We start from the raw sequence: 26,296 nt of genomic DNA on the forward strand, positions 1-26,296 counted from the left end.
CGCATAGGCTGCTGCCGTTGGCCAACGCATCACCGTGGGGGGTACAGGGCTGATGAGCCATGCGAGGGATGTCTTCGAGCCACTTCAGGCCGACGACCCGCCCGTGGTGGCGGGCTACCGGCTCGCCGCGCGGCTGGGGGCCGGGGGTATGGGCCGGGTGTATCTGGCCCATACGCAGGGCGGCCGTCCCGTGGCGGTCAAGGTCGTGCGGCCGGAACTCGCCGACGATCCGGGCTTCCGTCGGCGGTTCGGCCGGGAGATCAAGGCGGCCCGGCAGGTCAAGGGGGCGTACACCGCCGAACTGATCGACGCCGACGCGGACGCCGTACCACCGTGGCTGGCCACGCTGTACGTACCGGGGCCGTCGCTGACGGAGGCGGTGACCCGGAACGGACCACTGCCGGTGCCCGCCGTGCTGTGGCTTATGGCGGGGGTGGCCGAGGCATTGCAGGCCATCCACGCCGAGGGCATCGTGCACCGGGACCTGAAGCCGTCGAACGTGCTGCTGGCCGCCGACGGCCCACGGGTGATCGACTTCGGTATCGCGCTGGCCGCCGACGGGACCGCGTACACGGCGACGGGGAACACGATCGGCACCCCCTCCTTCATGGCCCCGGAGCAGGCATCCGGGGGTGAGGTCACGGCGGCGACCGACATCTTCGCGCTGGGCCAGACCGCGGCGTTCGCCGCGCTGGGCAAACCGCTCTACGGCGACGGGCCGGCCGTCAACGTGCAGTACCGGATCGTGCACTCCGAACCCGAGCTGTCCCTGCTGCCCCAGTCGCTGCGCCCGCTGTTCGCCCGGTGCCTGGCCGCCGACCCGACGGACCGGGCCACACCGGCGGAGGTCGTGGAGTGGTGCCGGGCCCGGCTGGGGGCGGACGCCGACGCGGGTGGTGGACCTGCCGTGTGGCGGGAGATCACCGGGCCCGAGCCTGTGGTTCCGGCACCGGTGCCGGAACCGACCCCGGCCCTCCCGCAGCCGCCGGTTCCCGCGCCGGCGTCCACCCGGACGCTCGCCCATGCGCTTCCGCAGCCACAGTCCGTGTGGCCGACACCGCCGACGCCGACGCCGACACCGGAGCAGCGTAAGGCCCGCAGGCGGCGCACAGCGCTGATCGCGGCCGTCGGTGTGACAGGAGGGGCACTGGCCGTGGGGGCACTGGCGTGGTCACTCATGGACGCGATGGACCGGTTCGGCGACCGTGACACGGCCGGTTCCACCGCGTCCGCGACGGGACCGGCCGCACGGTCCTCGGCATCCGCTCCGGGAGTGGCGCCGGGCCCCTCCTCAAATTCGTCCGGCGCCTCGGATCAGTCGAACGGCTCGGATCCGACCGCGGTCGGGGCCGATGACGACGCGTCCGACGACGCCGTGTTCCCGTCGGGCACGCCCCAGGATCCGCGGCCGGAGCCGTTCCCCGGGGCGCTGCTGGACGCGAACAACTCGCTGAGTCTCAAGAGTGCCGAGCCGCGGCTGGAGGGCCGGAAGGGCGACATTCGCTTCGGTTGCGAGCCGAACGGCTGCGAACTGAAGAGCGACAGCGCCGTGTTCATGCAGATCTTCGGGCATGGCACGACCCTCGACGAGTGCCGGCTCATGCTCAGGAGCGCCGACAAACACAGCTGGACGCTGGCCGCGGCGGCGGCCGGCTCCGAATTCTGCATGAAGGACGACGAGGGCAACATCGGGCTGTACGTGATCCAGACGAAGTCGACCGCCCTGCCGGACATCGCCTTCCTCACCGGAGACCTGACCGTCTGGCGCAACGCGGACCGGTAGATCAGGTGCCCTCTCTTCTCTCAGCCCTCCGACCGGTTCGGCCGCCTGGTGAAGCGCCGTAGCCCCCTGCGCGTGGGCTTGAGCGGTGCGTCCTCGGGGGCGGCCGGACCCTGAGCCGTGGGCAGGGCCGCCGCCGGGGCGGAGACGGGGGCCCGCCCTTCCACGTGCAGGATGCCCCGTTCGATCCGGCTCCGGACGGCCTGGGCCATCGCGTGGTGGGACGGTTCACGCAACAGACCCTCTGCGGACAACCGCTCCCACATGTTGAGCAGTTCCTTTCCCCGGGTCGCTATCTGGCTCTCGTCCCGCATCCGTTGCCACGCGGCGGTGGCACGGGCGACCTCGGGTACGGACCGGCTCAGGTCGGTGCGGCAGCGAATGCGGGCGACGGTCAGCGCGAGGGCGGTGGAGATCATGTAGTCGCCTCGGAGATAGGCGATGTACGCCTCGATCGCCCTGGCCTCCAGCGACAGTTCGTCCTCCGCGCCCCGGCGCAGCGTCAGATGCTCCCGCAGGGCGCTGGCGAGGACGAAGGCGACGTGCAGCTCCTCGCGCCGAGCGTGCCGGATGATCCGCTCGACGCGGGCGAGCGGAGGAAACGCCTCCTCCTCCGCGGCGGTTCGTTCACGCCCGGGCGGCAGGTCCTCCTCCTCGGCGATGGTCCGGCTGGAGCCGTCGGGGTACACCCGGAGCCGCGCCACCTGCCGTGCGCTGCGGTCGATGACGGTCGCCGCCACCGGAGCGCCCACCGCGCGGGCGAACATGGCTACGGCGTCGAGGATCGCCTCGTTCGGCTGGAGCGTGCCGCCCATCTCCAGCAGATGGCCGTTGACCACCGTCGAACCGTCCTCGGCGACGTACGCGTCGAGACGGATCAGCGGTGGCGCGCTGAGCGCGGGCAGGTTCCCCGTGTCACGGGGTGTCAGCGAGTGGGGCATCCGCTCAGACTCCAGGTCGGACCGCGCCGGAAACGGGCAGGAAGGCCGGCGGCCCGCTCGTCGTCGAGCGTCCGGGCCGTGGAACGTGGACCATTCATCCACCTCCGATGTACATGCCCATATGCAGTGTCGTCACTCTATTGGACGATCAGGCCGCCGGGCCGCCCCGGACGCCCCTGCACCCGTTCGGACAGAAAGTCTGCCCCTGGGGCTCTACCGGGCAGCTCGGAAAGCCCGTAGACACGGCCGGGACCGCCGTCGTCGCTGCCCGAAAGGCCACCCATGCGCGCATCAGACCCCGGACGAACCCGGCCGGGGCAGTCCCCGGCAGGCGTCAGGGGGCGGCGGCCAGGGGTCGGCGGCTCGGACCGGGCACACCCTTGCCCATGAGCCGACGCACATCATGCAGCAGCGCCGGGGGGTGCAGCAGTCGATGAAGTGAGCAGGGGGCGGCGTCGCCACCGCCCTCAGGACGGCCGGCAGCCGTGCCGGCCGTCGGCAGCCGCTCCTTGTCAGCCCTCCGCCACCGCCGTGGCCCGCCAGGGGGCCAGGCGCTGGGCGTCCTTGGCCGTCTCCGTGACTCCGCTCAGGAAGCCCTGGGCGCGCGGGGACGCCGTGTCGCGGAGCCACTCGGGCGCTATGTCGCACACCGCGACCTTCACGCCCGTGCCCGCCAGGGCCAGCGGGAGGGTGTGGACCACGGTGGACGGGAAACTCAGCACCGTGTGGCCGATCGGGCCTCTGCGGGCGATGAGTTCCAGCGGCAGGTCGGGGCGGACTATCTCCAGGCCGGTGGCGGCTTCCAGGGCGTGGAGCTTGTCCGCGGACTCACGGCGGTGGGCGAAGTAGCGGGTCGCGCCGTGGGTACGGGCCAGCGAGGTGACCGCTTCCTCGTACGGGACGGGGTCGACCACGCCCGTCTCCACGAGGGAGGTGCCGACCAGGTCGGCACCCTTGGTGATGAGGGGCGGGCCGAAGCGCTCCCGCGTCCAGGCGAAGGTGTTCGCCGTGACCTCGATGCCTTCGGGAGCGTCCACCGGCATCGCGGTGAACACCTCGACGGTGCGGGACGCCGACGGGGTGAAGCTGCGGCGCGCCGCGGTGGTGACGGGGGCCAGGAGCAGCTCGCGCGGGCCCCCGCTCCCCCGGCGGTGCCACCGCACCAGGCGTTCGCCGCGGGCCAGCTGGGCGACGAACTCCATGGTGGCCGTGCCGTCGTCGACGACCGTGATCCGGCGGGCGCGGACCAGGGAGAGCAGCAGTTGCACATACCGGGAGAAGGGGTCCCCGATGACGATGCGGTCGGCCTTGCGGATCAGGCCGGTCAGCGCCCGCAGGGCCTTCAGGGGCGCGCCGGTCTCCCCGCGCGCCTCCTGCCAGCGGACGGTGATGCCCTCGTCGCGGGCCAGCTCCGCCATCCTGCGCAGCTGTCCGCGCGACATCGGGTCGACCGGGGGGAGGACGACGACCGTGGTGTCGGGTCCTCCCCGGGTGTGGGTCCACTCCAGGACGTTCAGGAGCTGGACCGGGCTCTCGACGAAGGCGAGGTTCACCGGTCGGCCCGTCAGACCGCGACCGGCTCGGCGGCCGGCGCGTTCTCGCCCTCGGCGACGACGCCCGCGACCCGGCGGAGCTTCTTCATCGGGCCGAGCTCGGACTCGTACACCTTCTTGACTCCGTCGCCGAGCGACGCCTCGATGGTACGGATGTCGCGGACGAGGCGCGTGAGGCCCTGCGGCTCGACGGAGGCGGCCTGGTCGGAACCCCACATGGCGCGGTCCAGGGTGATGTGGCGCTCGACGAAGGTGGCGCCCAGCGCGACGGCGGCGAGGGTCGTCTGGAGGCCGGTCTCGTGACCGCTGTAGCCGATCGGGACGTTCGGGTACTCCTGCTGCAGGGTGTTGATGACCCGCAGGTTGAGCTCCTCGGCCTTCGCCGGGTACGTCGAGGTGGCGTGGCAGAGCAGGATGTTGTCGCTGCCGAGGACCTCGACCGCGTGGCGGATCTGCTTCGGCGTCGACATGCCGGTGGAGAGGATGACCGTGCGGCCGGTGGCGCGCAGGGCGCGGAGCAGCTCGTCGTCGGTGAGCGAGGCGGAGGCGACCTTGTGCGCGGGGACGTCGAACTTCTCCAGGAAGGCGACGGCCTCGGTGTCCCACGGGGAGGCGAACCAGTCGATGCCGCGCTCGGCGCAGTGCTCGGCGATGGCGGTGTACTCGGCCTCGCCGAACTCGACGCGGTGGCGGTAGTCGATGTACGTCATCCGGCCCCAGGGGGTGTCGCGCTCGATGTCCCACTGGTCGCGCGGGGTGCAGATCTCCGGGGTGCGCTTCTGGAACTTGACGGCGTCGCAGCCGGCTTCGGCGGCCACGTCGATCAGCGCGATGGCGTTGTCGAGGTCGCCGTTGTGGTTGATGCCGATCTCGCCGGTGACGTAGACGGGGTGGCCGGGGCCGGCGGTGCGGGAGCCGAACGTGCGCAGACGGGAGGTGTTGCTCATGGTGGTGCGTCCTTACTTGGTGGGGGTGGTGGCAGGGGCTTCGGTGGTGAGGGTGGGGCCCAGCAGCCAGGCCGCGATCTCGCGGATGGCGCCGGAGCCGCCGGGGTTGGTGGTCACGGCGCGCGCGGCGGCGCGTACCGAGTCGTGGGCGCTCGCGACGGCGACGGGCCAGCCCGCCAGGCCGAAGCAGGCCAGGTCGTTGACGTCGTTGCCGACGTAGAGCACGCGGTCGGGAGCGATGGACTGCTCCTCGCACCACTGCTTGAGAGCCAGGTCCTTGCGGTCGATGCCGTGCAGGACGGGGACCTGGAGTTTGCGGGCGCGGGCGGCGACGACCGGGTTCTGTTCCGTCGACAGGATCAGGATCGGTACGCCGGCCCGGCGCAGGGCGGCGATGCCGAGGCCGTCGCCCCGGTGCACGGAGACGATCTCGCGGCCGTCGGAGTCGATGAGGACGCGGTCGTCGGTCTGTGTGCCGTCGAAGTCGAGGACGACGGCGTCGATGTCCGCCCGGGTGGGGAAGGGCGAGGGGTCCAGGAGCGGCGCGAGGGCGCGGGCGCGGGCCAGGTCGTGCGGGTCGTCGATCTCCAGGACCCGGGCCGGGTCGGTCGGCACGAGCGCCGTGTGGCCGAAGAAGCGGTGGCGGTGGGTGCGGAAGCCCTCGACGTCCATGGCGTACGCGGCGCCGGTCTCCAGGTGGTCCTGGGGGCGGTCCTGGCGGCGGGGGCGTACGGCCTTGTCGTGGTTGACGCCGTAGGTGTCCTCCTCGACCGCGCTGCCGTCGCGCCACACGAAGCCGTGGAACGGCGCCACGGTGACGGCGGTGTCGGCGCCGTCGCGGGCGACCGCGGTGGCGACGCCGTCGATGTCCTCGCGGGTGATGAAGGGGCTCGTGCACTGGACCAGGAGCACCACGTCGGCCTTCCGGCCGTGCGAGCTCGTCTCGTAGCTGTGCAGGGCGTGCAGGACCGCGTCCTCGCTGGTGGCCGTGTCGCCCGCGATGGCGGCGGGGCGCTGCACGCAGAGCAGCCGGGAGTCCTCCCCCAGGGCCTCCGCGGCGGCGACGGCCGCCGCGGAGATGGCCGGGTCGTCGGTGGTGACGACGACGTCCGTGACCTCGGGCGAGGCGAGGCAGGCGCGGACGGCGCGGGCGACGAGCGGTACGCCGCCGACACGGGCGAGGTTCTTCGCGGGCACGCCCTTGGATCCGCCGCGGGCGGGGATCACGGCGAGCACGGTGGGGGGCGGGGTCATGGATGCTCCTGAATCGGTGGTCACAGCTCGCCCATCCGCCGGATCACGGGGGCGACGCGCTGGACGCCGTGGCGGTAGGCGCCGCGCGCCGCGTTGCGTACGGTTTCGCGGACCGCGCCCCGGACCCGGCCCGTCTCCCTGGGTGTGACGGCGCCCGGCAGCGGGTGGCCGTCGGGGCCCAGGTGGTAGCGGGCGAGGATGCCGGGGAGGTATCCGGGCGCGGTGGCGGGCGTGTAGTAGGGGGCGAGGCGGGGAAGCGGCCCGGCGGCGAGCAGGGCCGCCACCCGGGCGCGGGCGGTGTCGTAGGCCGTCCCGTAGGTGCCGTCGGCGGCGACGCCCTGGCCGGAGAGCCACTCCTCGTCGGGCTCGGGGCGCAGGCCGCCGTCGAGGTGGTCCCAGGACGTGATGAGTCCCGATCCGATGAAGTGGTGGTTGCCGAGTGCCTCGCGTACGCCGAGGTCGGAGAGGATCGCGGTCGGGATCCGCCGGTGCAGGGACTCCAGTGCGGCGGTCGAGGACACGGTGACCAACAGGTCGGTGCGGTCCAGGACCTCGCCCATGTGCCCGTACACGAGGCGGAAGTTCGGCGGCAGGCCGCCGGGGATCCGCTCGGCGAGCCGCTGGTAGGGCAGCTCCTCGATGTGCGTGGTGTGCTCACCGGGCTTGGAGCGCAGCTTCAGCAGCACCTCGCGGGCGGGGTGCAGCCGGGCGTGCTCGACGAGCCGGCGCAGCAGGTAGGTGCGGTCGGCGCGGGAGGCGGGCACGGACGGCTGGGCGGCGAACACGACCGTGTCGCGCCCCTCCTCCGCCCGGTGCGGCTCCCCGCCGAGGAACGGCAGGGCGGCCTCCGTGACGGACGACGCGTCGGCGCCGACCCCTTCGTACACCGCGCGGAACCGCTCCCCGTCGTGGCGGGAGTTGGCGAGGACGACGTCCGCGCCGTGGCGCAACAGCAGTCCGTCGGCGAGCTTCTCGTAGACGACCCCGACGTATCCGGTGACGACGACGGGCCTGCGGGGCAGGTCCAGGGCGGCCAGGCCGTGCAGCATCGCCTGGACCGCGCCGCCCACGAGGGCGAGGACGACGACGTCGTACGCCTCGTCCCGCACCGTGTGCAGGAACTCGACCGCTGTCACCTCGCGCACCCGGTCGGCGTCGACGCCGACCTCGCCCACTTCGGCGAGCTGGCGGGGTGTCGGGGTGGCCCGGCCACGCAGCAGCAGTCCGCTGATCTCCACGGGACGCCCGGCTGCTCCGGCCTCCGGGTCGGTGGCGAGGCGGCGCGCGGTGAGCGCGCCCCACTTCCACCGGGTGTCGGAGTCGGCGAGCACGGCGATGCGGAGGGCCGTACGGCCGGCTGCTGGTGTGGCGGCCGGAGCGGCCGCGTCATCGGTACGGGGGGGCACGTCGTAAAAGTTAGGAAGCCATTCCGATCCGCGGCCCAACGTGATGGCAACAGATGGTTAACAGCCGGTCGACGCTTGGGGATTTGGCTCTCCGAGGGGCCGAATCGGCCCCGTAAGCCGCCTGGTTCACTTGCCTGATGCGTGCCGTTCACTTTCCGTACGGGCGGGAGTCAGGGCGAATGCCGGGGCCGCCCCTAGCGTGAAGCGGGTGGTCAAGCTCTCCGTCATCGTGCCGTTCTACAACGTCCAGGCATACGCACCCGACACACTCAGAAGTCTGCGGGCCAATACCCGTGAGGATTTCGAGTTCATCCTCGTCGACGACTGCTCGACCGACGGGACGCCTGCGCTGTTGCGCCGGGCCCAGGAGGAGATCGAGGGGGTGGTCGTGCACCGGCACGAGCGCAACGCCGGTCTGGCCACCGCCCGCAACACCGGTCTGGACGCCGCCAGGGGCGAGTACGTCGCCTTCCTGGACGGCGACGACTGGCTCGCACCCGGCCACTACGACCGTCTGCTCGCCCGGACCGAGGCGCTGGGCTGCGCGTTCGTCCGCACGGACCACGTCCAGGTCACCGGCACGTCCCGCACGGTGCGCCGTGTCCCGCACGGTCTGCGCGGCGTGGTGAGCGACCCCCGGGACGCGATCCTGCCGGCCGGCCGGACGACGTCGGTCGACTACGCCTTCGCCTGGGCGGGGCTCTACCACCGCGGCCTGCTGGACCGGGGGCTGCTGCATTTCACCGACGGACTGCGCACCGCGGAGGACCGGCCGTGGATCTGGCGGCTGCACCGGGAGGCGGAATCCTTCGCGGTCCTGGGAACGCTGGGGCATTTCTACCGGCGGGGAGTCGCTTCGTCCCTCACCCAGATCGGGGATGAACGCCAGCTCGATTTCATCCGGGCATACGACCAGGTGGTGTCCGACACCGCGAAGGACCGCGACGCCGACATCCTGATGCCGAAAGCCGTGCGGACGTACTGCGCCGTTATTTCGCATCACGTCGGATCGATGGAGAAATTCGAACCGCCGGTGGCCCGCAGGCTGAAATCACTCGCGTCGGCGGCGCTCGGAAGCATGCCACGGCGCGTGCTCGACGACGTCCTGGACTCGATGGACACCGAAAGGGCGACCGTGTTGCGCAAGCTGCGCCGCCGGGCCGCCGACACCGAGGGAGCGACCGCCGCGTGACCGTCCAGATCTTCGTCGCCACCGGCCTCCACGGCACGGCCGTGCTCGCCGCGGCACTCGACTCGGGCTGCTTCGAGAGCTCCGGACGCCGCATCCTCCTGCTGTGCGACGACTCGGCCGTCCCCGAGGCGGCACCGCCGCTCGACGCGGCACCCGGCTTCGACCGGCTGCGCAGCCGCTTCGACGAGGTGCTCTCGTGGAACGAAGCCGTCTTCCCGCTGCACCCGGGTGCCTGGACCCCCAGGCCCGACGACGTGCCCCTGTGGGAACGCCACCTGCGGCGCGCGTGGGACCTCGGGGACGAGGAGGTCGAGCTGGCCCTGGAATCCCCGCACACCTCCCCCTCCCAGGCCCTCGCCCAGATCTTCACCGGCGGACCGGTGACCGTGTACGCGGACGGGCTGACCGGCTACGGCCCGACCGGGGGCAAGATCCCGCCGCTGATCGGCACCCGCGTCCGGCAGCTGCTCCACCCCGACCTGCTCCCCGGCCTGGCCCCGCTGCTGCTCGGCGAGTTCGACGCCGTACCCCGCCCGCTGCCGGCTCCGGCCCTGCTCAAGGTCTTCGCGGAACTCGCGGAGTCCGCGCCGGAGCCGGGGGCCCCGCAGGGCGCCGCGGTGCTGCTCCTCTCCCGGGCCGGGGCACTCCCCGCCGCCGAGGAGACGGAGCTCCACCTGCGGATGGTGCGTGGCACTGCCGCCCTCGGCCACTCCCACCTCGTCCTGCGGCCCCACCCCGGCGGCCCGCCGCCCTCCATGGCGGCCCTGCGGGCGGAAGCCGTACGCCTCGGTGTCGAGCTGACCGTCGCGGACTCCGTCCTCCCGGCCGAGGTCCTCCACGAGAGGCTGCGGCCCGCGCTCGTCGTCGGCACGCACTCGACGGCGCTGCTCACCGCGGCCGCGTACTACGGCCTGCCGGTGGCGAGGACCGGGACGGACACCCTCCTGGAGCGCCTCACCCCGTACGAGAACCCGGCGAGGATCCCGGTCACGATCGTCGACGCGCTGCTGCCCGACCTGGCCGGCCCCGCCGCCGTGGCGGACCGGGCGCCGCTGACGGAGGACACCGTGGCCGAAGCCCTCGACGGCCTGCTGCCGGCCGTCGCCTTCGCCATGCAGCCACGCGTCCGTCCGGACCTCCGCCCGGCGGCGGAGCGCTTCCTGTCGGCCCACCTGAACGCCCGGACCTGGCGCTACTTCAAACGCCGCCGCCTCGGTTCGCTGGCCCTCCCCGGCGTCGTACCCGCCCGTCTCGCCTTCGTCCGCAGGAACGCCACACTGCGCCGGCTCGCGCGGCGCGCACGCGCCCTGAAGCGCCGCTGATCAGCCCAGCAGCCGTGTCAGTCCGAGGCGGGTCCACAGCATGGCCGCGCCGAAGGAGAGGGCCGTCGTGGCGGCGGTCACGGTGACGACCAGGACCGCCGCCACCGGCAGCGACAGGTCGGCGTCGACGAGTACGTCGGTGAGGACACCCAGCACCAGCACGTGGACCATGTACGCGCCGAACGAGGCGCCCGCCAGCCGGGTCAGCGCCGGACGCAGACGCTCCGGGACGCGCAGCCGGTGCAGGGAGACCAGCACACCCGCGCTGAACAGGGCCACCAGGACGCTCGCGTACGGGATCGCGTAGTGCACCTCGTGCTGGTAGGCGATGACGGCGGCCAGGAACGCCCCCGCCGGGAGCAGCCACCACAGGCTCCGCCTGCCGAACGTCCCGGCGGGGAGGGCGAGGACCAGCGCGCCGAGGACCGCGTAGATCACCTGGTAGGGGCCGAAGCTCCAGCCGAAGCGCGGAAGTTCCAGGTCCGTGACCTTCCCCAGGTCGCCGAAGAGGGTCGGGGCGGCGCCCAGGACGAGGAGGGCGATTCCGAGGCCCCAGGGGCGCTTGCCGGACTTCACCAGGGCGGCGAAGGCCAGCAGCAGGATCACGGGGATGTAGGCGTACAGGTACCAGAGGTGGTACGCCGGACGCACCGAGGCGAACAGCGCGTCGAACGCCAGCTCACCGGCCGGGGCGTCGTTGGTGCCGCGCAGCCGGCCCCAGGCGACGTAGAGCACCGTCCACACGGCGAGCGGCACCACGATCCGCACGAGGCGCTGCCACAGCTGCCGGCCGTCCCGGACGGGTGCGCCGACGAGGACGACCCATCCGGCGATCGCGAAGAACAGCGGGACGGCGAAGCGGCCCGCCGAGTCCGCCGCCAGGCCCGCCCAGTAGGTGCCCGGCCCGTTGGCGGCGTCCCGGCCCGCCGTGCTCACGAACGCGGAGCCCGTGTGGCAGAGGATCACGCCGACGGAGCAGAGCAGCCGGATCAGATCGATGTCGTACCGGTGTTCGCGGCGCGGGCGGGGTGCGGGGGCGGGCTCGGGCGACTGCGCGGGGGCAGGCGGGCCGGCCGGGGAGACAGAGGAAGACATGGTCAACGAAGGCTATGAACGGGCGGGTCCCGGGTGAACTCCGGTCAGGTGAACAGTCACTTCGTCCGGGTGTCCGGCAGGTGAAGGCCCCGTGCCGGCTCGGCGGCCCTGGGGCCGGGGACACGCGTACCCCTGGGGGCCGGGTCCGGCAGTCCGAAGACGTCCCGCAGTTCGGCGAGGTTGGCGCGGGTGACCGACCACAGGTGCTCCTGCCGGCCGTGTACGTCGGCCACGGCCGCCCCGTGGTCGTCGAGCACGGCCGCCGCACGCTCGGCGAGGCGGGCGCCCAGCGCACGGTCGTGGACGGAGACCCCCCAGTCGGGGCGGTCGATGTCGGCGAGGAAGTAGGCGAGCTTGGGGTGCGAGACCAGGCTGATGACCGGCGTGCCGCAGCCGAAGGGGATCATGCCCGCGTGCCCGCGCATGCCGATGACCAGCCGCGTACGCCGGTAGAGCTCGCGGATGCGGTCGTTGGAGAACAGGTACAGCGGCTCCACCGGGAGGGCGATGCCGTGCTCCCTGCGCAGGTCGTGGACGAACTTCTCGTCGGCCGGCATATGGGCCGCGTAGCGGACCTCGGCGCGCTCGCCGACGGCGCGCACGGCGGCGGCCGTCTCGGCCAGGAAGTGGCCGTAGTCATGGCCGAAGCGCAGGCCGGCGCGGTCGTAGGCGCAGTTGAGCAGCACGGTGTCGTCCCGGCTCACGCCGTCGTCCAGGCCGGGGTCGAGGTGTCGGGCCACGGTCGTGGGACACGGCTGGTAGCGGACCCGGTCCCGTAGCTCCTCGGGGAGGAGTTCCCTGACCCGGTCCACCGAGCCGTGGTTCCGCAGGCCGAAGAAGGCGGATTTCGCGACCAGGGTGCGCAGGCTCTCCGCGAAGCGCTCCCTGCGGTAGCGCTGGCCGTCGAAGACGTTGTAGCCGACCGCGAAGACGGCGAGCGGTGCGGTGATCCGGACCAGGAGGTCGTCGGGGATGTTCCACTGCCAGCCGCTGTTGCTGTTGGGCGCGGTGTCCGGGAGGAAGAGCCCGCCACCCCCGACGACGATGCCGCGCCGGGCGTTGAGCTCCTCCAGCGCGGGTCCGTCGACCAGCCGGTGCACGGACCGCTCGTGCCAGCGGGCGGGCCCGGTGTCCGGGCCGAAGCACATGCGCACCGCTTCGGGGAGCACCTTGTCACCCGCGTTCTCCTGGCCGTCGGCGAACAGCGCAACATGGGCGAGCTGTTCGTCGGCGGGGCCCTCGTCGGGGGCCGTGGCGGAGCGCGTACGGACGTACCAGGCGTGGCAGTTGCCGTCGGTGGGGTCGGCGTCGAGGCCCTCCCGCGCGTACGCCGCAGCGTCCTCGGTCCGGCCCAGCAGCCAGGCGAGCCGGGCGAGCTGGCCGTAGGCGCGGGCGGCGAAGTCCGGTGACACGGTGGCCAGGAGGAGATGGGCCTCGGCCTCCTCGTAGCGGGACAGCGCCATGAGGCTGACGCCCAGCGTCTCCTGGCAGCGCGGCAGGTCCGGCCGGTCCGCGACGGCGGCGGTCAGCAGGGCGACGGCCTCCTCGTAACGGCCCTGCTGCCGGTGCACCTCAGCGACGCGGCGGACCAGGTCCACCGGCGCACGCCCCTCCTCGGGGAACGGCAGGGCGCAGTGGAGAAGCATTTCGGGGTGGGTGGTGCCCGGGAGGGCGCAGTAGGCGGCGCGGAACGCCGCGTCGTCCAGCTCGAAGCGTGCGCGCGCCTCGTGCGCCGGGGTGCCGGGGGCGGGGTCCTCACCGAGGTGCAGGACGACGGTGCTGTCCGGCACGGGGATGCCGTCGTACAGCCGGCCGGCCGGGAAGTCGTAGGGGGCGCCGAGCGCTTCAAGGATTCCCGCCCGCGTCAGCGCGCGGTCCACCACGTCCTCGCCGCCTCGGGCGAGGGTGTCGAGCAGGTCGTCCGTCACGTCCTGGCGCTGGATGACCAGCAGCCCCTCGTCCCGTACGGTCCGTCCGCCGCCGGGGGCGGGCTGCGGCACGGCGGCCACTCCGAAGCGCAGGGACAGCAGCGGGCGGAGGGAGCGGAGGACGACCATGCCGGGACCGAGCGCGATGACGGTGTCGTAGCCGGTCGCCCGGAAGACGTCGAGTCGGCTCTCCGCGGTACGGGGGACGAGGCGCGGGTGCAGCCGGCGGGCGGCGTCGAGCGCGGAGTCGGGCAGTCCGGGGTGCAGGAGGAGGAAGTCCTCGCAGACCGCCGGGTCCGCCAGCGCGAGGCTGCGCAGCAGCACCAGCAGGCCGGGCATCCGCTCCTCGTCGGCGTAGGCCGCGAAGGCGATCCTCCGCTTCCCGGTGACGGCGCTCCGGTCGTCGGCGCCGGACAGGGGCAGGGCCGGAGCGGGCCCCGGCCGTCTGTCGTCGGTGGGCTCGGCGGGGCTGTTCATCGCAGCTCGGTCCTCATCTCGGTCTCGTCCTGGTGTGTGGCCCGGGCGGCGACCCACTCCCGCTCGCGCGGCAGCAGCTGCCCCGGCAGCCCGAAGCCGATGAGGTCCAGGCGGTCGGCCGCGTCCAGGAAGTCCAGGAGCCTGAGCACGGTGAACGCGGTGGTGGTCCGGGTCCCCCAGCCGTCCTCGCCGAGCAGCGCCGGATCGTCCAGGGGACGCCGCAGGGAGGCGTCACCGACCTGGTCCTGCGCGCCGGCGACCAGGCGGGTGCGCAGCGAGCGGCGCCACTGCGACAGCGGGTCGCCGAAGACCAGCCGGGTGCCCGCCGGGCGGTCCCAGGCGGGGCCCGTCCACGGGGTGTCACCCCGCAGGGTGACCGCGTGCAGGTCGGTGCGCGGGGCCGTGGACGGGAGGGTGTCGCAGCGCACCACCAGGTCGTAGCCGTCGATCAGCTTGCGGAGCGCGCTGTCGGGGTCCCTTTCCTCGTCGGCGATGCGTGCCGCGCCGGCGACCAGGCAGACGGAGCGGCCGTCGACCGTGCGGCGCAGGGCGCCGGCCCCGGCGGGCTCAGCGCCGCCGAGCAGAGGGTCGGCCATCCTGTCCCGGTCCAGGAGCCTGCGGTAGGCGGCGTACCGCGCGGTGAGGCGGCGGACGGCCGGGTCGGCCGTGCCGCCGCGTTCGGCGGTGTGCCGTCGCACGAGCTCGGCGAAGGCCGTACGGGCCTGTCCGGCGGGGGCGTTGTGCAGCGCCCGCAGGGCGGCGCCGTCCTCGCCGGGGAGCAGCACGGCGGCCTCGTCCAGGCAGGCGCGGAGGTCCCGGAGCGTGGCGACTCGGCGCGCGATGTCCTCGGCCGCCGCCGGGTTCTGCTGAAGCGCCAGGTGTTCTCCGTACGCCTGTTCCGCCTCGTCCCGGCGGCCCAGCGCGTCCAGGGCGCTTCCACGCAGCCGCCACGCGCCCTTGGACCTGGTGCGCAGCGCGGTGGCCTCGACGGCGATGTCCAGGGCGAGGCGCGTCTCCGTCTCCCCGCCTGCTTCCAGGGCGCGCTGCCCGGTGCGGAGCAAGGCGTCGAAGAGGTCGTCCCCGTCGCTTCCGCAGGCCGTGGTGAGGCCGCCGATGGCTGCGAGGAGCCGGGTCTGCGGGGCGTCACCCGTGGGACCGCCTGCGGTGAGGCCCGTGAGGTAGTCGCCGCACAGGCGCAGTGCGGCCGTGGGGGCGGGCCGCGCCGTGGAGCCATGGCCGGTTCTCGACCGCACTGCCTTGAGCAGCCCCGTGAAGGTCTGGCCCATGCTCGTTCCGCCGTTCTGTCATCAGTGGCCGGCCGGGGCGCGCGCCCCGGTTCCGGGTCAGAGGCCCAGGCTGGTGCGGGTGCGCCGCACGGTGCGGCGCAGCCGGATCGCCGCTCCTCGCGGGCCGCCGCCGGGCAGCGTGAGCTTCTGCAGGCGGCGCCGTTTGAAGTAGTGCTGCGTGCTGGTGTCGAGGTGCTCCCGCAGCCAGGACTCGGCCTCGGCGCGCAGCCCGGGGTGGAGGCCGGACTGCATGCAGTAGCCGACGGTCCTGACCAGCGGCGCGAGGGTCTCCGGTGCCGTGGAGGGGAGCTCGGGCACGGGCTCGCCGGCCTGCTCGTCCAGGTCGGGCACGAGGTGGTCGACGATCGTCAGCGGGATTCGGTTGCTGTTCTCGTACGGGGTGATGCGGTCCAGGACCAGACGGGTACCGACCCGGGCGACGGGGATGCCGTAGTACGCGGCTGCGGTGAACATCGCGGTCGAGAAGCAGCCGACGACGAGCGTGGGCGCGCACCGCTCGTAGAGGGTCTCGGCGAGCAGCGGGCTGTCGAGGGTGGTCAGCCGTATCCCCAGTGCGGCGGCCGCGTCGTCCAGGGCCCTGGAGTAGCGGGCCGGTGCGGTGGGGTGGGGCTTGAAGAGGACGGAGGTGTGGCCGGCGCGCGCCGCACCGCGCAGCATGCGCAGGTGCAGGTCCTCCTCCTCCTCGGCCGTGAGGATGTTCAGCGCCGCGAGGTACTGGCCGAGGAGCACGGCCGTGGGCGCCTCGGCCTCGGCCTCCGCGAGCCGGCGGTCGCCGTCCGCCGCGCCGGCGATCTCGCCGAGGACCTTGCGGAAGGCGTCGTTCGGGACGAGCTCGGGTTCGACACCGGACTCGGCGAGGAGGAGCGGTCGCAGTCCCGGAACGAGATCCAGGTGGAGCACCCGCTGGATGCGGCAGGCGATGGACCGCGGCACCTTGTTGCGGGTCGGGCCGTAGCTCATCAGCCCGTCCGCGTAGACGTGCACGGCGCTCTCGGAGAAGATCGCGGCCAGCGCGCGGGCCGGGTTGACCTGGATGGACTCGACGGCGAGGTCGACGGGGGCCTCGGGGGCGATGCCCCAGGCGAGGCGGAAGGCGCGCTGCCAGAGCTCGGTCTCCTCGGCGCGCGGCCCCCAGCCGCTCGGGTGGTGCGGGCTGATGGCTTCGTTCCAGTCGACGACGGAGTCGAAGCGGGCGGCGATGTCCCCGTAGCCCCGCATCTCCTCCAGCCGGAGGGCGGTCTCGGGGATCGCCGCGTTGTTGGTCACGAGCAGGACGCGGTGGCTGTCCTGCCCGGGGCCGAACTGGCCGGCGTCCAGCGCCGCCGCGAGTGTGGCCGCCCCGTAGAGGGTCGACACCTGGAAGATCTGGGTGCGCGTGGGCATGGGTCAGGCGGCCTTCTGCTTGTCACGCAGGCGGTTGAGCAGGGTGCTGCGCCTGGTGTCCATCATCGTCAGGGTGTGTTCGAGCACCTGCTGCGGCATGCGGTGCAGCGCGGCTGCCGACTCGTGGCGCAGACGCCGGAACGTCGCGGGTTCGTAGGCGTCCGCCTTCTCGTTGTGGAAGGCGATCATCGCGCAGTAGGTGCGGACCGCCTTGGGGAGGAGGATCTCCGCGTCCGGGTCCCCGAGTATCTCCTCGATCAGCGTGTCGTAGGCGGGGAAGAAGTCCAGCTGGCGGGAGTCCTTGATCTGCGTCAGGGACGTGGTGACACCGCGCCGGTAGAAGATGCCGTACAGGTTGAGGGCGGCGTAGGTGCGGGCCCGCAGGTGCAGCTGCCAGATCCACAGCCGGTCCTCCGCGGTGCGCAGCCGGGTGGTGAAGCGGTGGCCGCCGTCCTCGAAGAGCCGCCGGTGGTAGACGCCCGCCCAGACGAAGGGGTAGTCGACCATGGTCTCCCACTCGGGGGCCGCGATGCCCTCGCGTGGATCCAGCACGGTGTCACGGAGCCGGGCGGGCGCCCGCTTCACGACGCGGCTGGTCCCGGTGGCCTGGACGTGGTCGGTGCGGGCGAAGTCGCAGTCCAGCTCGGCGGCGGCGTGCAGCAGCCGGCCGAGGTGGCCGGGGGCGTACCAGTCGTCGCCGTCGAGGAAGGTGACGAAGTCGCCGCGGGCCGCGTCGATGCCGCTGTTGCGGGCCGCCGCGATGCCCACGTTCTTCTCGTGCCGGATGACCTCGGCGTGCGGGAGTCTGTCGGCCCAGCGGTCGACGACGGCCGGCGTCTCGTCCGTGGAACAGTCGTCGACCAGCAGGAACTCGATGTCCGGGCCCGCGTTACGGGCAAGACTGCCCAGCGTCGTGTCGGCGTAGGCACCGACATTGTGGAACGGAACGACAACGGACAGCTTCGGCACGCGGGCCCTCACCTTCGATCATGGTCCGCACACGCTAGTGACGCGGATGAAGGGGCGGGTGTCGCACGACCCGACGAACGGTGAACTCTGGGCGTCGCCGAAGTGACCCGGACCGGGCGGGGCGGGCCCTACGTCACGCCGTACCGCGCCTCGATGCCCGCGACGACGATCCACAGGCCGTCCTCGAAGCGTTCGTCGTAGTTGGCGAAGATCTCGGCCCCGGCCGCCGCAGCGAGCGGATAGCGCTCCAGACGTCCGGCCCGTTCCTCGATGTCGTAACCCTCCCGGCGCTCGTCCGGCATGGGCCGGACGCCCTGTTCCTCCGTGACGAAGCCCATCGTGTACGCGGTCACCGTCGTGCCGGCGCGCACGGCCTGCCACAGCTCGAACCCGGCGTCGACCATGGTGCGGAGGTGGTTCTCCAGGCCGTCGGCGTGGTCGGTCCCGGTGAACCGGGACCCGCTGTAGACCTTGGCGCCGTCGCGGTAGCGCAGCAGCGCGCCGCGCAGCGCGCTCTGGTACGCGACCATCTGCTGCTGCCAGGTGCGGGGCGTGGGCCCGGGCAGCTCCTGCGTCAGCATCCGGCGGTACATCACCGTGGCCATCTCGTCGAGCAGCGCCTGCTTGTCCTTGAAGTGCCAGTAGAGCGCGGGCGCCTTGACGTCCAGCTCCCTGGCGATGGCGCGCAGGGTCAGCCCGTCGAGGCCCACCTCGTTCAGCAGTTCCAGGGCGGCGTCCGCGACACGCGCCCGGTCGATCTTCGTCGTACCCACCTTGACAATTTAACAGCGTTAAGCACACACTCCCGACCATGGAACTTAACAGCGTTAAGGAAACCGAGGTCCTGGTCGTCGGCGCGGGACCCTGCGGCCTCGCCCTGGCATGCGACCTCGCGCGCCGGGGAGTGCGCACCCTCGTCGTCGAACAGGCCCCCTCGCTCTTCCCCGGCTCGCGCGGCAAGGGCATCCAGCCGCGCACCCGGGAGGTCTTCGACGACCTCGGGGTGGGCGGCGCGGTACGGGAGCACGGCGGCCCCGCGCTTGTCGGGATGATCTGGAAGGACGGCGAGCGCCAGGGCGAGCACGAGATCTTCCGCCGCGCCGCGCCCACCGAGGCGGAGCCGTACGGGGAGCCCTGGGCGATGCCGCAGTGGCGCACCCAGGAGATCCTGATCGGGCGCCTGCGCGAGCTGGGCGGCGACGTCCTCTTCTCTTCCGCGCTCACGGATCTGTCCCAGGACGCCGACGGAGTCACGGCACGGCTCACCACCGGCGAGGTGCGCGCCTCCTACCTGGTCGCGGCGGACGGCGGACGCTCCACGGTCCGGCGCCTGCTCTCCATCCCGATGGAGGGCGAGACCGTCGACCCGTCGCCCAGCCTGGTGGCGGACGTACGGATCGCGGAGGCGGCCCTCGACAGGGACCACTGGCACGTCTTCCCGGTCGAGGCGGGCCTGCTCACGCTCTGCCCGCTGCCCGGCACACCGGACTTCCAGCTGGTCGCCCAGTTCAAGGAAGGGACGCCCGACACCACGCCGGAGGGCGTACGGGCCCTCGTCGCCGCCCGCACCCACCTGGAGGCGGACGACGTCACCGAGGTGCGCTGGTCGTCGGACTTCCGGCCGCGCGCCGCGCTGGCCGGGCGGTTCCGTGACGGCCGGGTCTTCCTCGCGGGCGACGCCGCGCACGTCCACTCCCCGGCCGGCGGCCAGGGCCTGAACACGAGCGTCCAGGACGCGTACAACCTGGGCTGGAAGCTCGGCCAGGTGCTGCGGCACGGCGCGCCCGCCACCCTGCTGGAGACCTACGAGCAGGAACGCCGCCCGGTGGCCGCCGAGATGCTGGGCCTCTCGACCCGCATCCACCGGGGCGAACAGGAACGCGGTTCAGCGGCCCAGCAGCTGGGGCTCGGCTACCGCGAGGGCCCGCTGGCATCCGGCCGGGCGGGGGTCCTGGAGGCCGGCGACCGCGCGCCGGACGGGCCGGCCGGCGAGGACCGGCGGCTCTTCGACGTCTTCCGGGGCCCGCACTTCACCCTGCTCGCCGTCGCCACGGATGCCGCACTGCCCGCGCACGACGACGAACCGCTGGTGACCTTCCGCACGGAGGCGCCCGGGGCCTACGGCAAGGGCCTGTTCCTGGTCCGGCCCGACGGCTACATCGGGTGGGCGGGCGAGGACACCACCGGACTCACGGAGTACGCCGCAGCACTGGGCCTTGACCTCAACGTTGCTTGAGGTTCTACGGTCCAGGACATGGACTACTCACATGACGACGCAGGACTGGCACGGCAGCCCATCGGCTACTGGAGCTGGGCGGCCCACGACGCGACCGTGACCCACATCCGGGCCGCACTGGCCGAACACGGCCTGACCCAGCCCCCCTGGTGGGTCCTCAACCAGCTCACCGACGCGGACGAACACGGCCGTCCGCGCGCCGAGGTGGTCGCGATGCTCAGCGGCTATCTGAACACCGGCGGCTCCCTGGAACCCGAGATCGACACCCTCGTCGTCCAGGGCCTCGTCACCGAGGACCCCACAACCCGCCTGCGGCTGACCCCCGAAGGACACGCTCTGCGCGACAAGGCGGCCGAGCGGGTCGGCAGGGCCATCGCGGAGATCCACGCGGGCATCCCCGACGAGGAGTTCGTCGCCGCGCTCAAGGTCCTCCAGCGCATGATCCACAACGTGGGCGGCAAGGCCTGGCACCACTGAGCCCGGCCGGGCTCACACGCTGCTGAAGGACAGCTTCGCCGCGAACCCGAGGAACAGCACACCCGCCGCCGAAGTGGCCCCCGCCGACAGCCGCTTACGGCGGCGGAAGGCGGCGGCCAGGCGGGTGCCGCCGAATATGAGCGCGGAGAGGTAGAGGAAACTGCCGATCTGCAGCAGCGTGCCCAGCAGCAGGAAGGAGAGCGCGGGATAGGCGTAACCCGGATCGACGAACTGCACGAAGAAGGAGATGAGGAACAGGATCAGCTTCGGATTGAGCAGGCTGACCACGAGCGCGCGCCGGTAGGGATGCTCCGCCTCCTTCACGGGCGCCTGGTCCTCCACCGTCAGCTCGGCCATGTGCTGGTGCCGCTCGCGCCACATCGACAGGGCCGTCCGCATCATCCCGATCGCCATCCAGGTCAGGTAACCCGCACCGGCGAACTTGACGACGGCGAAGAGCAGGGGCGTCGTCTGCAGCAGGGAGGCGGCGCCCAGCGCGGCCAGCGTCATCAGGATCGTGTCCCCGGTCCACACCCCGGCGGCGGCCACATAGCCGTTGCGCACCCCGCGTCTGGCGGCGACGGAGAGCACGTACAGCGAGTTCGGCCCCGGCAGCAGAATGATCAGCACGAGGCCGGCGAGATAGGTCGGAAGATCGGTGACGCCCAGCATGAAACGGAGTGTCGCACGCCGGTACGACACCCCGGCAGGGCGGTCCAAGATGCGGCCGGTCAGTCCTCGTCGCCGTCCAGCAGACGGTCCACGGAAAGCTTCATCTCCACCCCGACCGCGTCCGGCACGGTGAACGCCGTGCCCCGCTTGTGGGGCGTCCGGTTCCGGTACTCACCGCCGCGCGGGTCGGTGCAGACCAGCACCTGGTCGTGCTTGCGGTCGGCCACCACGTAGACCGGGATGCCGGCCTGTGCGTAGCCCTCCACCTTGGGGCCGAGACCGTCCGCCCAGTTGGTGGAGGTCACCTCAAGGACCATGCGATCCGTCGGCCGGTGGTGTCACAGTGAGCCTCCCCTGGAGAATCTCCACGCGATGCCCAGGCAGCGAGCGTGCGGCCTGTTCGGCCGCCTCGCCGATCGTCAGCTCCGACTGCATCGTCACCAGCTCCTCGTGCTGTATCACAGCCACGGCATCCTCCTTTCGGAGACCACTGTTCAGGAAGCCTATCCACGGGCGCGGCCGACCGGCAGGAGATCACCCGCGCGGGTGGCGGCCCCTCAGAACGCGTCCGTCGGGACGTACGCCCCCCAGACCTCCCGCAGCGCGTCGCAGACCTCGCCCACCGTGGCCCGGGCCCTGAGGGCGTCCTTCATCGGGTAGAGCACGTTGTCCGTGCCCTCGGCCGCCTTCTTCAGTTCCCCCAGTGCCGCGTCCACCACTCCCTGGTCGCGTTCGGCGCGGAGCTTCGCCAGCCGGGCCGCCTGCTGGGCCTCGATCGCCGGGTCGACGCGGAGCGGCTCGTACGGCTCCTCCTCGTCGAGGCGGAAGCGGTTGACGCCGACGACGACGCGTTCACCGCTGTCCGTCTCCTGGGCGATGCGGTAGGCGCTGCGCTCGATCTCGCCCTTCTGGAAGCCGCGTTCGATGGCGTCGACCGCGCCGCCCATGTCCTCGACCTTGAGCATCAGTTCCAGTGCCGCCGCCTCGACGTCGTCGGTCATCTTCTCGACGACGTACGACCCGGCGAAGGGGTCCACCGTCGCCGTCACGTCCGTCTCGTACGCCAGGACCTGCTGGGTGCGCAGCGCGAGGCGGGCCGACTTGTCCGTCGGCAGGGCGATGGCCTCGTCGAAGGAGTTGGTGTGCAGCGACTGCGTGCCGCCGAGGACCGCGCCCAGGCCCTGCACGGCGACCCGGACCAGATTGACCTCGGGCTGCTGGGCGGTGAGCTGGACCCCGGCGGTCTGGGTGTGGAAGCGCAGCATCAGGGACTTCGGGTTCTTCGCGCCGAACTCCTCCCGCATCACCTTCGCCCAGATCCGGCGCGCGGCACGGAACTTGGCGACCTCCTCCAGGATGGTCGTACGGGCGACGAAGAAGAAGGAGAGCCGGGGCGCGAAGTCGTCCACGTCCATGCCGGCCGAGACGGCGGTGCGGACGTACTCGATGCCGTCCGCGAGGGTGAAGGCGATCTCCTGCGCGGGCGAGGCACCGGCCTCCGCCATGTGGTAGCCGGAGATGGAGATCGTGTTCCACCTGGGGATCTCGGTCCGGCAGTACTTGAAGATGTCGGCGATCAGCCGCAGCGAGGGCTTCGGCGGGAAGATGTACGTGCCCCGGGCGATGTACTCCTTGAGCACGTCGTTCTGGATGGTGCCCGTCAGCCGGTCCGCCGGGACGCCCTGCTCCTCCGCGACCAGTTGGTAGAGCAGGAGGAGAAGCGCGGCCGGGGCGTTGATGGTCATCGAGGTGGAGACCTCGTCCAGCGGGATCCCGCCGAACAGGACGCGCATGTCGTCGAGCGAGTCGATCGCCACGCCGACCTTCCCGACCTCACCGGCGGCGATGGGGGCGTCCGAGTCGTGCCCCATCTGGGTGGGCAGGTCGAACGCGACGGAGAGCCCGGTCGTGCCGTTGGCGATCAGCTGCTTGTAGCGGGCGTTGGACTCGGTGGCGGTGCCGAAGCCCGCGTACTGCCGCATCGTCCACGGCCGGCCCGTGTACATCGACGGGTACACACCACGCGTGAAGGGGAAGGCGCCCGGGTCGCCGAGCTTCTCCTCGGCCCGCCAGCCGTCGAGGGCCTCCGGCCCGTAGACCGGCTCGATGGGCAGTCCCGACTCGGACTCACGCGTCATTGCTGTGCCTCCCGTTCAAGCTACTTATCGGTAACGACCTCGCGACGGACTCTAGCCCCGGCGCCCGGGCCCTTGGGGCCCCTCCGCTGGGACCTTGCTCACAGCCCGGGCCCGGAGTACTGGACGCATGTCTCCATCATGGACAGGATTCGGCAACCGGGCAGGACGGGAATCCGTCTCATGAGATATCCGTGCCGCGCGAAGGGTCATGCGCGACCGGGGCGGTGACGGGCGAGAAGCAGGGGGCCGAGGACGATGCGCACACGGACGGACAGATACGCGCGACGGGTGCGCACGGCGGGGGCGGCAGCCGTGGGCGTACTCGCGCTGGCCACGCTGACGGCGGGCTGCAAGGTCGAGACGGTGGGAGCGGCCGAGCCCACCGCCGGCCCGGTGGAGGCGCCCCCGGTCCCCGCGTCCCCATCCCCTGCGGCCTCGCACCCACCGGACGACGCCAAGCCGGGCGGCGACCGGACGGCGACCCCCTCCGCCACGCCCTCCCGGACACCGAGCGCGCGCCCCTCTCCGGGGCCGAGCACCCTGATGTCCCTCGGCGACAGCAGCAAGCGCGTACGCGAGCTCCAGGCGCGGCTGCGTCAGATCGGCCACTTCGACCGCAGCCCCACCGGCTACTACGGCACGGTGACCGTCGCGTCCGTGCAGTCCTTCCAGGGCAAGCGTGGCCTGCCCCGCACGGGGCGGACCGACACGGTGACCTGGGACCGGCTGCTCGCGATGACGCGCCGGCCGACGGCGAAGGAGCTCGACCCGCCGGCCACGCCGGCGGCCGCGAAGCCCGACGCCCGCTGCATGAAGGGCCGCGTCCTGTGCATCAGCAAGAACAGCCGGTCGCTGTCCTGGATGATCGACGGCCGGGTCGTCTCGACGATGGACGTGCGGTTCGGCTCGCAGTACACACCCACCCGTGAAGGCACCTTCTCGGTGTACTGGAAGTCACGCCACCACGTGTCGACGCTCTACGACTCGCCCATGCCGTACGCCATGTTCTTCAGCGGCGGCCAGGCGGTGCACTACTCGTCCGACTTCGCGGCACGCGGTTACGACGGCGCCTCGCACGGCTGCGTGAACGTGCGGGACGAAGGGAAGATCGCGTCGCTCTTCGCCCAGGTGGAGAACGGCGACAAGGTCGTCGTCTATCAGTAGAGAGTTCAACCGAATGAGAGGCGCGGGCGGGACCGGGGGAACGTGTCCCGCCCGCGCCGGATGCGCTGAGCCGAAGGTACGGGGGGAACCCCGGCTCGTTGCGCGGCCGATGACCAGTCGGCACTTACTACTGCGCCGCACCGCCGAAAAGTGTTACTGGCGAGTTGTCCTCGCAGGTCAGCGCGTTGCCGACAGAAGCGGGGACGCCGGGCTCGCAGTGGGTTCCGCTGCCGGCCGCCCGGTGCCGTCCTGCGGCGTGTCGTCCTGCCGCGTGTCCTGCCGCGTGGCCGCCTCGGACGGCGTACGGAAGGTGATCGCCGGCAGGGAGCCCTCGCTGTCCTTGCCGTCGCCCTTGCCGTTGTTCCTGTCGTCGTCCTGGCCGTCCTCACCGCTTCCGCCGTCACGGCCGTCCGTACCGAGCAGGCGGTCGCAGAAGCGGTCCAGGTTGCGTTCCCCGTCGGCCAGTTCGACGATCCGGGACCTCTCCTCCTGGCTCAGGGTGTCCTCGCGGTAGGCGCGGCATGCCTTGACCGACTTCTTGAGCACGTCGGCCGGGGGGCGTCCGGGCGTCTCGGGTACGGCCGTGCCGTCCTGCCTACCGCCGGTCGCGCCGTCCCGGCCGGTCTCCTCGCGGTCCGGCGCCCCGCCGCCCTCCTGCCCGGTGCCCGGATCGCCGCCGGGCGCCCCGCCGTCCGGCACGTCGGGGGGCGCCGGAGAGCTGGGCGCACCGGGCGTGCCGGAGGGCAGTGGCGAAGGCGGTTCGCCGGCGTCGGGCACCTCGACGCCCAGCTCCTCGGGAGACGCGGCCGCCGAGACGGACGCGGCCGGAAGGGGCGCGTCCTTGCCGCCGAACGGTGCGGGCAGCATGCCCGTGCCCCCGGCGACCGCCACGCCGCCGAGCGCGCACCCGGCGAGCGAGACGGCGAGGCCGTAGCGCAGCGGGCGGGTCCATCGCGGGCGCCGGACCGGGGCCGTGCGCGCGGCCCCGATCCGTACGGTGTGCAGGGCGTCCGGCTGCCGCGTGCTCCCGGTGGGGCTCGCCGCTCCGGCCCGCTCCCCGCTCCGGGACGCCTCGCGGAAGGCGGCCAGCGCCGCGGCCTCACCGGGCAGTTCGCCACCGGACGGGCCGGGTGCCCGCAGCGCGCGCAGCGCCGCCTCCATCCGGCGGGCCTCGGTCCTCGCGTGATCGCCGACGGGCTCGACGGACTCGCCGCGGAGCAACATCTCCGCCACGTCCGCGTCAAGCCACTCGTGCTGCTCGTCGGCCATCACATGTCCTTCTGCGTCCACGGACGCGAATGCGTCACACCGGCGGGCGCCACCGCGCCCTGACGGCCGGGGCGTTGCAGGGGTACGGCGCCGAGCTCCGCTCCCGCCGCCGGAATCTCGTCCTCCGGGCCGTTGTCGGCGCGGACGAGCTCCGCCAGCCGTTTCAGACCCCGGTGTGCGGCGGTGCGCACCGCGCCGGGGCGTTTGCCCAGCGTCAGTGCCGCGCTCTTCGCGTCGAGACCGATCACCACCCGGAGCACGACGGCCTCGGCCTGGTCCTGGGGGAGCTGTGCGATGAGGGACATGGTGCGCCCGGTGGCCAGCGACTCCAGCGCCTCGCCCGCGGTGTCGGACTCGGCGGCCTCACCGGCCAGTTCGCTCTCGTCGCCGCCGATCGCGGGGCGCCTGCCCCGCATCCGTATGTGGTCGAGCGAGCGGTTGCGCGCTATCCGGGCCGCCCAGCCGCGGAACCGGTCGGCGTCGCCGCTGAAGCGGTCGAGGTCACGCGCTATCTGCAGCCAGGACTCGGACGCCACGTCCTCGGCGTCCGGTTCACCGACCAGCGTCCGTATGTAGCCGAGCAGCCGTGGGTGCACGGCGCGGTACACAGTCCGGAAGGCGTCCTCGTCCCCGTCCTGTGCCGCGAGCACCGCGGCGGTCAGCTCCGCGTCGTCCCCCAGCACTCCCCAACCCGCCCTGCTGATCCGAATCGTAGCTGGTCACCACTACTGCGCCACGCTGCGCGTCTCAGCACGCTACGTGGTCGGACGGTGCCCCGTCCATGAC

23 protein-coding genes are annotated in these 26,296 nt (G+C 72.6%); 6 read left to right on the forward strand and 17 right to left on the reverse strand.

Going from position 1 to position 26,296, the window contains the following annotated elements:
• The first annotated feature begins 52 nt into the window (after positions 1 to 52).
• Positions 53 to 1,783, forward strand: coding sequence for a serine/threonine-protein kinase (locus tag AB0P41_RS33560; protein ID WP_365935906.1), 1,731 nt, complete (start codon positions 53 to 55; stop codon positions 1,781 to 1,783).
• Between the two features lie 20 nt (positions 1,784 to 1,803).
• Here AB0P41_RS33560 and AB0P41_RS33565 read toward each other — a convergent pair whose 3' ends face one another.
• From AB0P41_RS33565 to AB0P41_RS33585, 5 genes are all read right to left on the reverse strand, one after another.
• Positions 1,804 to 2,721, reverse strand: coding sequence for a hypothetical protein (locus tag AB0P41_RS33565; RefSeq protein WP_356712852.1), 918 nt, complete (start codon positions 2,719 to 2,721; stop codon positions 1,804 to 1,806).
• A gap of 512 nt (positions 2,722 to 3,233) precedes the next feature.
• Positions 3,234 to 4,274, reverse strand: a complete 1,041-nt coding sequence (locus AB0P41_RS33570) for a hypothetical protein (RefSeq protein ID WP_365935908.1) — start codon at positions 4,272 to 4,274, stop codon at positions 3,234 to 3,236.
• Between the two features lie 11 nt (positions 4,275 to 4,285).
• The gene (locus AB0P41_RS33575; RefSeq protein ID WP_104788487.1) at positions 4,286 to 5,221 is read right to left on the reverse strand and encodes an N-acetylneuraminate synthase family protein; all 936 of its coding nucleotides are present in this window, start codon (positions 5,219 to 5,221) and stop codon (positions 4,286 to 4,288) included.
• 12 nt (positions 5,222 to 5,233) lie between these two features.
• Positions 5,234 to 6,475: an acylneuraminate cytidylyltransferase gene (locus AB0P41_RS33580; RefSeq protein ID WP_365935910.1), complete on the reverse strand. Its 1,242-nt coding sequence runs from the start codon at positions 6,473 to 6,475 to the stop codon at positions 5,234 to 5,236.
• A 20-nt stretch (positions 6,476 to 6,495) separates the two neighbouring features.
• Positions 6,496 to 7,881 (reverse strand): DUF6716 putative glycosyltransferase, encoded by a 1,386-nt coding sequence (locus AB0P41_RS33585; protein WP_356712844.1) that lies wholly within the window; start codon positions 7,879 to 7,881, stop codon positions 6,496 to 6,498.
• Between the two features lie 208 nt (positions 7,882 to 8,089).
• Between AB0P41_RS33585 and AB0P41_RS33590 the strand changes: the two genes are divergently transcribed.
• Both AB0P41_RS33590 and AB0P41_RS33595 read left to right on the forward strand, forming a co-directional pair.
• Positions 8,090 to 9,073, forward strand: coding sequence for a glycosyltransferase family 2 protein (locus tag AB0P41_RS33590; protein ID WP_356712842.1), 984 nt, complete (start codon positions 8,090 to 8,092; stop codon positions 9,071 to 9,073).
• A complete protein-coding gene (locus tag AB0P41_RS33595) occupies positions 9,070 to 10,395 on the forward strand; it encodes a polysialyltransferase family glycosyltransferase (RefSeq protein WP_365935913.1) in 1,326 nt (441 codons plus the stop codon). The genes AB0P41_RS33590 and AB0P41_RS33595 overlap by 4 nt, the downstream gene beginning before the upstream one ends.
• Here the strand turns inward: AB0P41_RS33595 and AB0P41_RS33600 are convergent, their stop codons facing one another.
• The 6 genes from AB0P41_RS33600 to AB0P41_RS33625 form a co-directional block, all read right to left on the reverse strand.
• The gene (locus AB0P41_RS33600; protein WP_365935915.1) at positions 10,396 to 11,490 is read right to left on the reverse strand and encodes an acyltransferase; all 1,095 of its coding nucleotides are present in this window, start codon (positions 11,488 to 11,490) and stop codon (positions 10,396 to 10,398) included. It abuts the gene before it with no gap.
• Between the two features lie 56 nt (positions 11,491 to 11,546).
• On the reverse strand, positions 11,547 to 13,895 hold the full coding sequence (locus tag AB0P41_RS33605; protein ID WP_365935917.1) for a polysaccharide pyruvyl transferase family protein: 2,349 nt from the start codon (positions 13,893 to 13,895) through the stop codon (positions 11,547 to 11,549).
• A complete protein-coding gene (locus AB0P41_RS33610; protein WP_365935919.1) occupies positions 13,892 to 15,181 on the reverse strand; it encodes a hypothetical protein in 1,290 nt (429 codons plus the stop codon). Before AB0P41_RS33610 ends, AB0P41_RS33605 begins: the two co-directional genes overlap by 4 nt.
• A gap of 57 nt (positions 15,182 to 15,238) precedes the next feature.
• The gene (locus tag AB0P41_RS33615; protein ID WP_365935921.1) at positions 15,239 to 16,585 is read right to left on the reverse strand and encodes a polysialyltransferase family glycosyltransferase; all 1,347 of its coding nucleotides are present in this window, start codon (positions 16,583 to 16,585) and stop codon (positions 15,239 to 15,241) included.
• A 3-nt stretch (positions 16,586 to 16,588) separates the two neighbouring features.
• Positions 16,589 to 17,554 carry a glycosyltransferase family 2 protein gene (locus tag AB0P41_RS33620; RefSeq protein ID WP_365935923.1) on the reverse strand — a complete coding sequence of 322 codons (966 nt, stop codon included), beginning with the start codon at positions 17,552 to 17,554 and terminating at the stop codon, positions 16,589 to 16,591.
• Positions 17,555 to 17,682: 128 nt separating this feature from the next.
• On the reverse strand, positions 17,683 to 18,327 hold the full coding sequence (locus AB0P41_RS33625; RefSeq protein WP_356712828.1) for a TetR/AcrR family transcriptional regulator C-terminal domain-containing protein: 645 nt from the start codon (positions 18,325 to 18,327) through the stop codon (positions 17,683 to 17,685).
• A gap of 38 nt (positions 18,328 to 18,365) precedes the next feature.
• Here AB0P41_RS33625 and AB0P41_RS33630 point away from each other — a divergent pair, with 38 nt between their 5' ends.
• Together AB0P41_RS33630 and AB0P41_RS33635 are read left to right on the forward strand one after the other, a co-directional pair.
• Positions 18,366 to 19,790 carry an FAD-dependent monooxygenase gene (locus AB0P41_RS33630; RefSeq protein ID WP_365935926.1) on the forward strand — a complete coding sequence of 475 codons (1,425 nt, stop codon included), beginning with the start codon at positions 18,366 to 18,368 and terminating at the stop codon, positions 19,788 to 19,790.
• Between the two features lie 18 nt (positions 19,791 to 19,808).
• Complete coding sequence (locus AB0P41_RS33635) at positions 19,809 to 20,267, forward strand: MarR family winged helix-turn-helix transcriptional regulator (protein WP_356712824.1); 459 nt, start codon at positions 19,809 to 19,811, stop codon at positions 20,265 to 20,267.
• A 12-nt stretch (positions 20,268 to 20,279) separates the two neighbouring features.
• Here the strand turns inward: AB0P41_RS33635 and leuE are convergent, their stop codons facing one another.
• The 4 genes from leuE to AB0P41_RS33655 all read right to left on the reverse strand — a co-directional run bounded on the left by leuE (position 20,280) and on the right by AB0P41_RS33655 (position 23,077).
• On the reverse strand, positions 20,280 to 20,939 hold the full coding sequence (leuE, locus tag AB0P41_RS33640; RefSeq protein ID WP_365935928.1) for a leucine efflux protein LeuE: 660 nt from the start codon (positions 20,937 to 20,939) through the stop codon (positions 20,280 to 20,282).
• 59 nt (positions 20,940 to 20,998) lie between these two features.
• Entirely contained in the window at positions 20,999 to 21,244 is a 246-nt protein-coding gene (locus AB0P41_RS33645; protein WP_356712820.1) for a Uma2 family endonuclease, read from the reverse strand.
• A 1-nt stretch (position 21,245) separates the two neighbouring features.
• Positions 21,246 to 21,407, reverse strand: a complete 162-nt coding sequence (locus AB0P41_RS33650) for a hypothetical protein (protein WP_356712818.1) — start codon at positions 21,405 to 21,407, stop codon at positions 21,246 to 21,248.
• 89 nt (positions 21,408 to 21,496) lie between these two features.
• Positions 21,497 to 23,077: a methylmalonyl-CoA mutase family protein gene (locus tag AB0P41_RS33655; RefSeq protein ID WP_356712816.1), complete on the reverse strand. Its 1,581-nt coding sequence runs from the start codon at positions 23,075 to 23,077 to the stop codon at positions 21,497 to 21,499.
• 255 nt (positions 23,078 to 23,332) lie between these two features.
• Here AB0P41_RS33655 and AB0P41_RS33660 point away from each other — a divergent pair, with 255 nt between their 5' ends.
• Entirely contained in the window at positions 23,333 to 24,241 is a 909-nt protein-coding gene (locus AB0P41_RS33660; protein ID WP_365935931.1) for a L,D-transpeptidase family protein, read from the forward strand.
• Between the two features lie 177 nt (positions 24,242 to 24,418).
• Here the strand turns inward: AB0P41_RS33660 and AB0P41_RS33665 are convergent, their stop codons facing one another.
• Together AB0P41_RS33665 and AB0P41_RS33670 are read right to left on the reverse strand one after the other, a co-directional pair.
• On the reverse strand, positions 24,419 to 25,510 hold the full coding sequence (locus AB0P41_RS33665) for a hypothetical protein (RefSeq protein ID WP_365935933.1): 1,092 nt from the start codon (positions 25,508 to 25,510) through the stop codon (positions 24,419 to 24,421).
• On the reverse strand, positions 25,510 to 26,193 hold the full coding sequence (locus AB0P41_RS33670) for an RNA polymerase sigma factor (protein ID WP_365935934.1): 684 nt from the start codon (positions 26,191 to 26,193) through the stop codon (positions 25,510 to 25,512). The genes AB0P41_RS33665 and AB0P41_RS33670 overlap by 1 nt, the downstream gene beginning before the upstream one ends.
• Between the last annotated feature and the right edge of the window lie 103 nt (positions 26,194 to 26,296).

The organism is Streptomyces sp. NPDC079167 (assembly GCF_040686735.1).
GTDB lineage: Bacteria > Actinomycetota > Actinomycetes > Streptomycetales > Streptomycetaceae > Streptomyces.

Coding starts and splice junctions, on each gene's coding strand:
- AB0P41_RS33560 (WP_365935906.1), top strand. CDS start 53: ATGAGCCATGCGAGGGATGTCTTCGAGCCACTTCAGGCCGACGACCCG.
- AB0P41_RS33565 (WP_356712852.1), bottom strand. CDS start 2,721: ATGCCCCACTCGCTGACACCCCGTGACACGGGGAACCTGCCCGCGCTC.
- AB0P41_RS33575 (WP_104788487.1), bottom strand. CDS start 5,221: ATGAGCAACACCTCCCGTCTGCGCACGTTCGGCTCCCGCACCGCCGGC.
- AB0P41_RS33580 (WP_365935910.1), bottom strand. CDS start 6,475: ATGACCCCGCCCCCCACCGTGCTCGCCGTGATCCCCGCCCGCGGCGGA.
- AB0P41_RS33600 (WP_365935915.1), bottom strand. CDS start 11,490: ATGTCTTCCTCTGTCTCCCCGGCCGGCCCGCCTGCCCCCGCGCAGTCG.
- AB0P41_RS33605 (WP_365935917.1), bottom strand. CDS start 13,895: ATGAACAGCCCCGCCGAGCCCACCGACGACAGACGGCCGGGGCCCGCT.
- AB0P41_RS33610 (WP_365935919.1), bottom strand. CDS start 15,181: ATGGGCCAGACCTTCACGGGGCTGCTCAAGGCAGTGCGGTCGAGAACC.
- AB0P41_RS33615 (WP_365935921.1), bottom strand. CDS start 16,585: ATGCCCACGCGCACCCAGATCTTCCAGGTGTCGACCCTCTACGGGGCG.
- AB0P41_RS33630 (WP_365935926.1), top strand. CDS start 18,366: ATGGAACTTAACAGCGTTAAGGAAACCGAGGTCCTGGTCGTCGGCGCG.
- AB0P41_RS33635 (WP_356712824.1), top strand. CDS start 19,809: ATGGACTACTCACATGACGACGCAGGACTGGCACGGCAGCCCATCGGC.
- leuE (WP_365935928.1), bottom strand. CDS start 20,939: ATGCTGGGCGTCACCGATCTTCCGACCTATCTCGCCGGCCTCGTGCTG.
- AB0P41_RS33655 (WP_356712816.1), bottom strand. CDS start 23,077: ATGACGCGTGAGTCCGAGTCGGGACTGCCCATCGAGCCGGTCTACGGG.
- AB0P41_RS33660 (WP_365935931.1), top strand. CDS start 23,333: ATGCGCACACGGACGGACAGATACGCGCGACGGGTGCGCACGGCGGGG.
- AB0P41_RS33665 (WP_365935933.1), bottom strand. CDS start 25,510: ATGGCCGACGAGCAGCACGAGTGGCTTGACGCGGACGTGGCGGAGATG.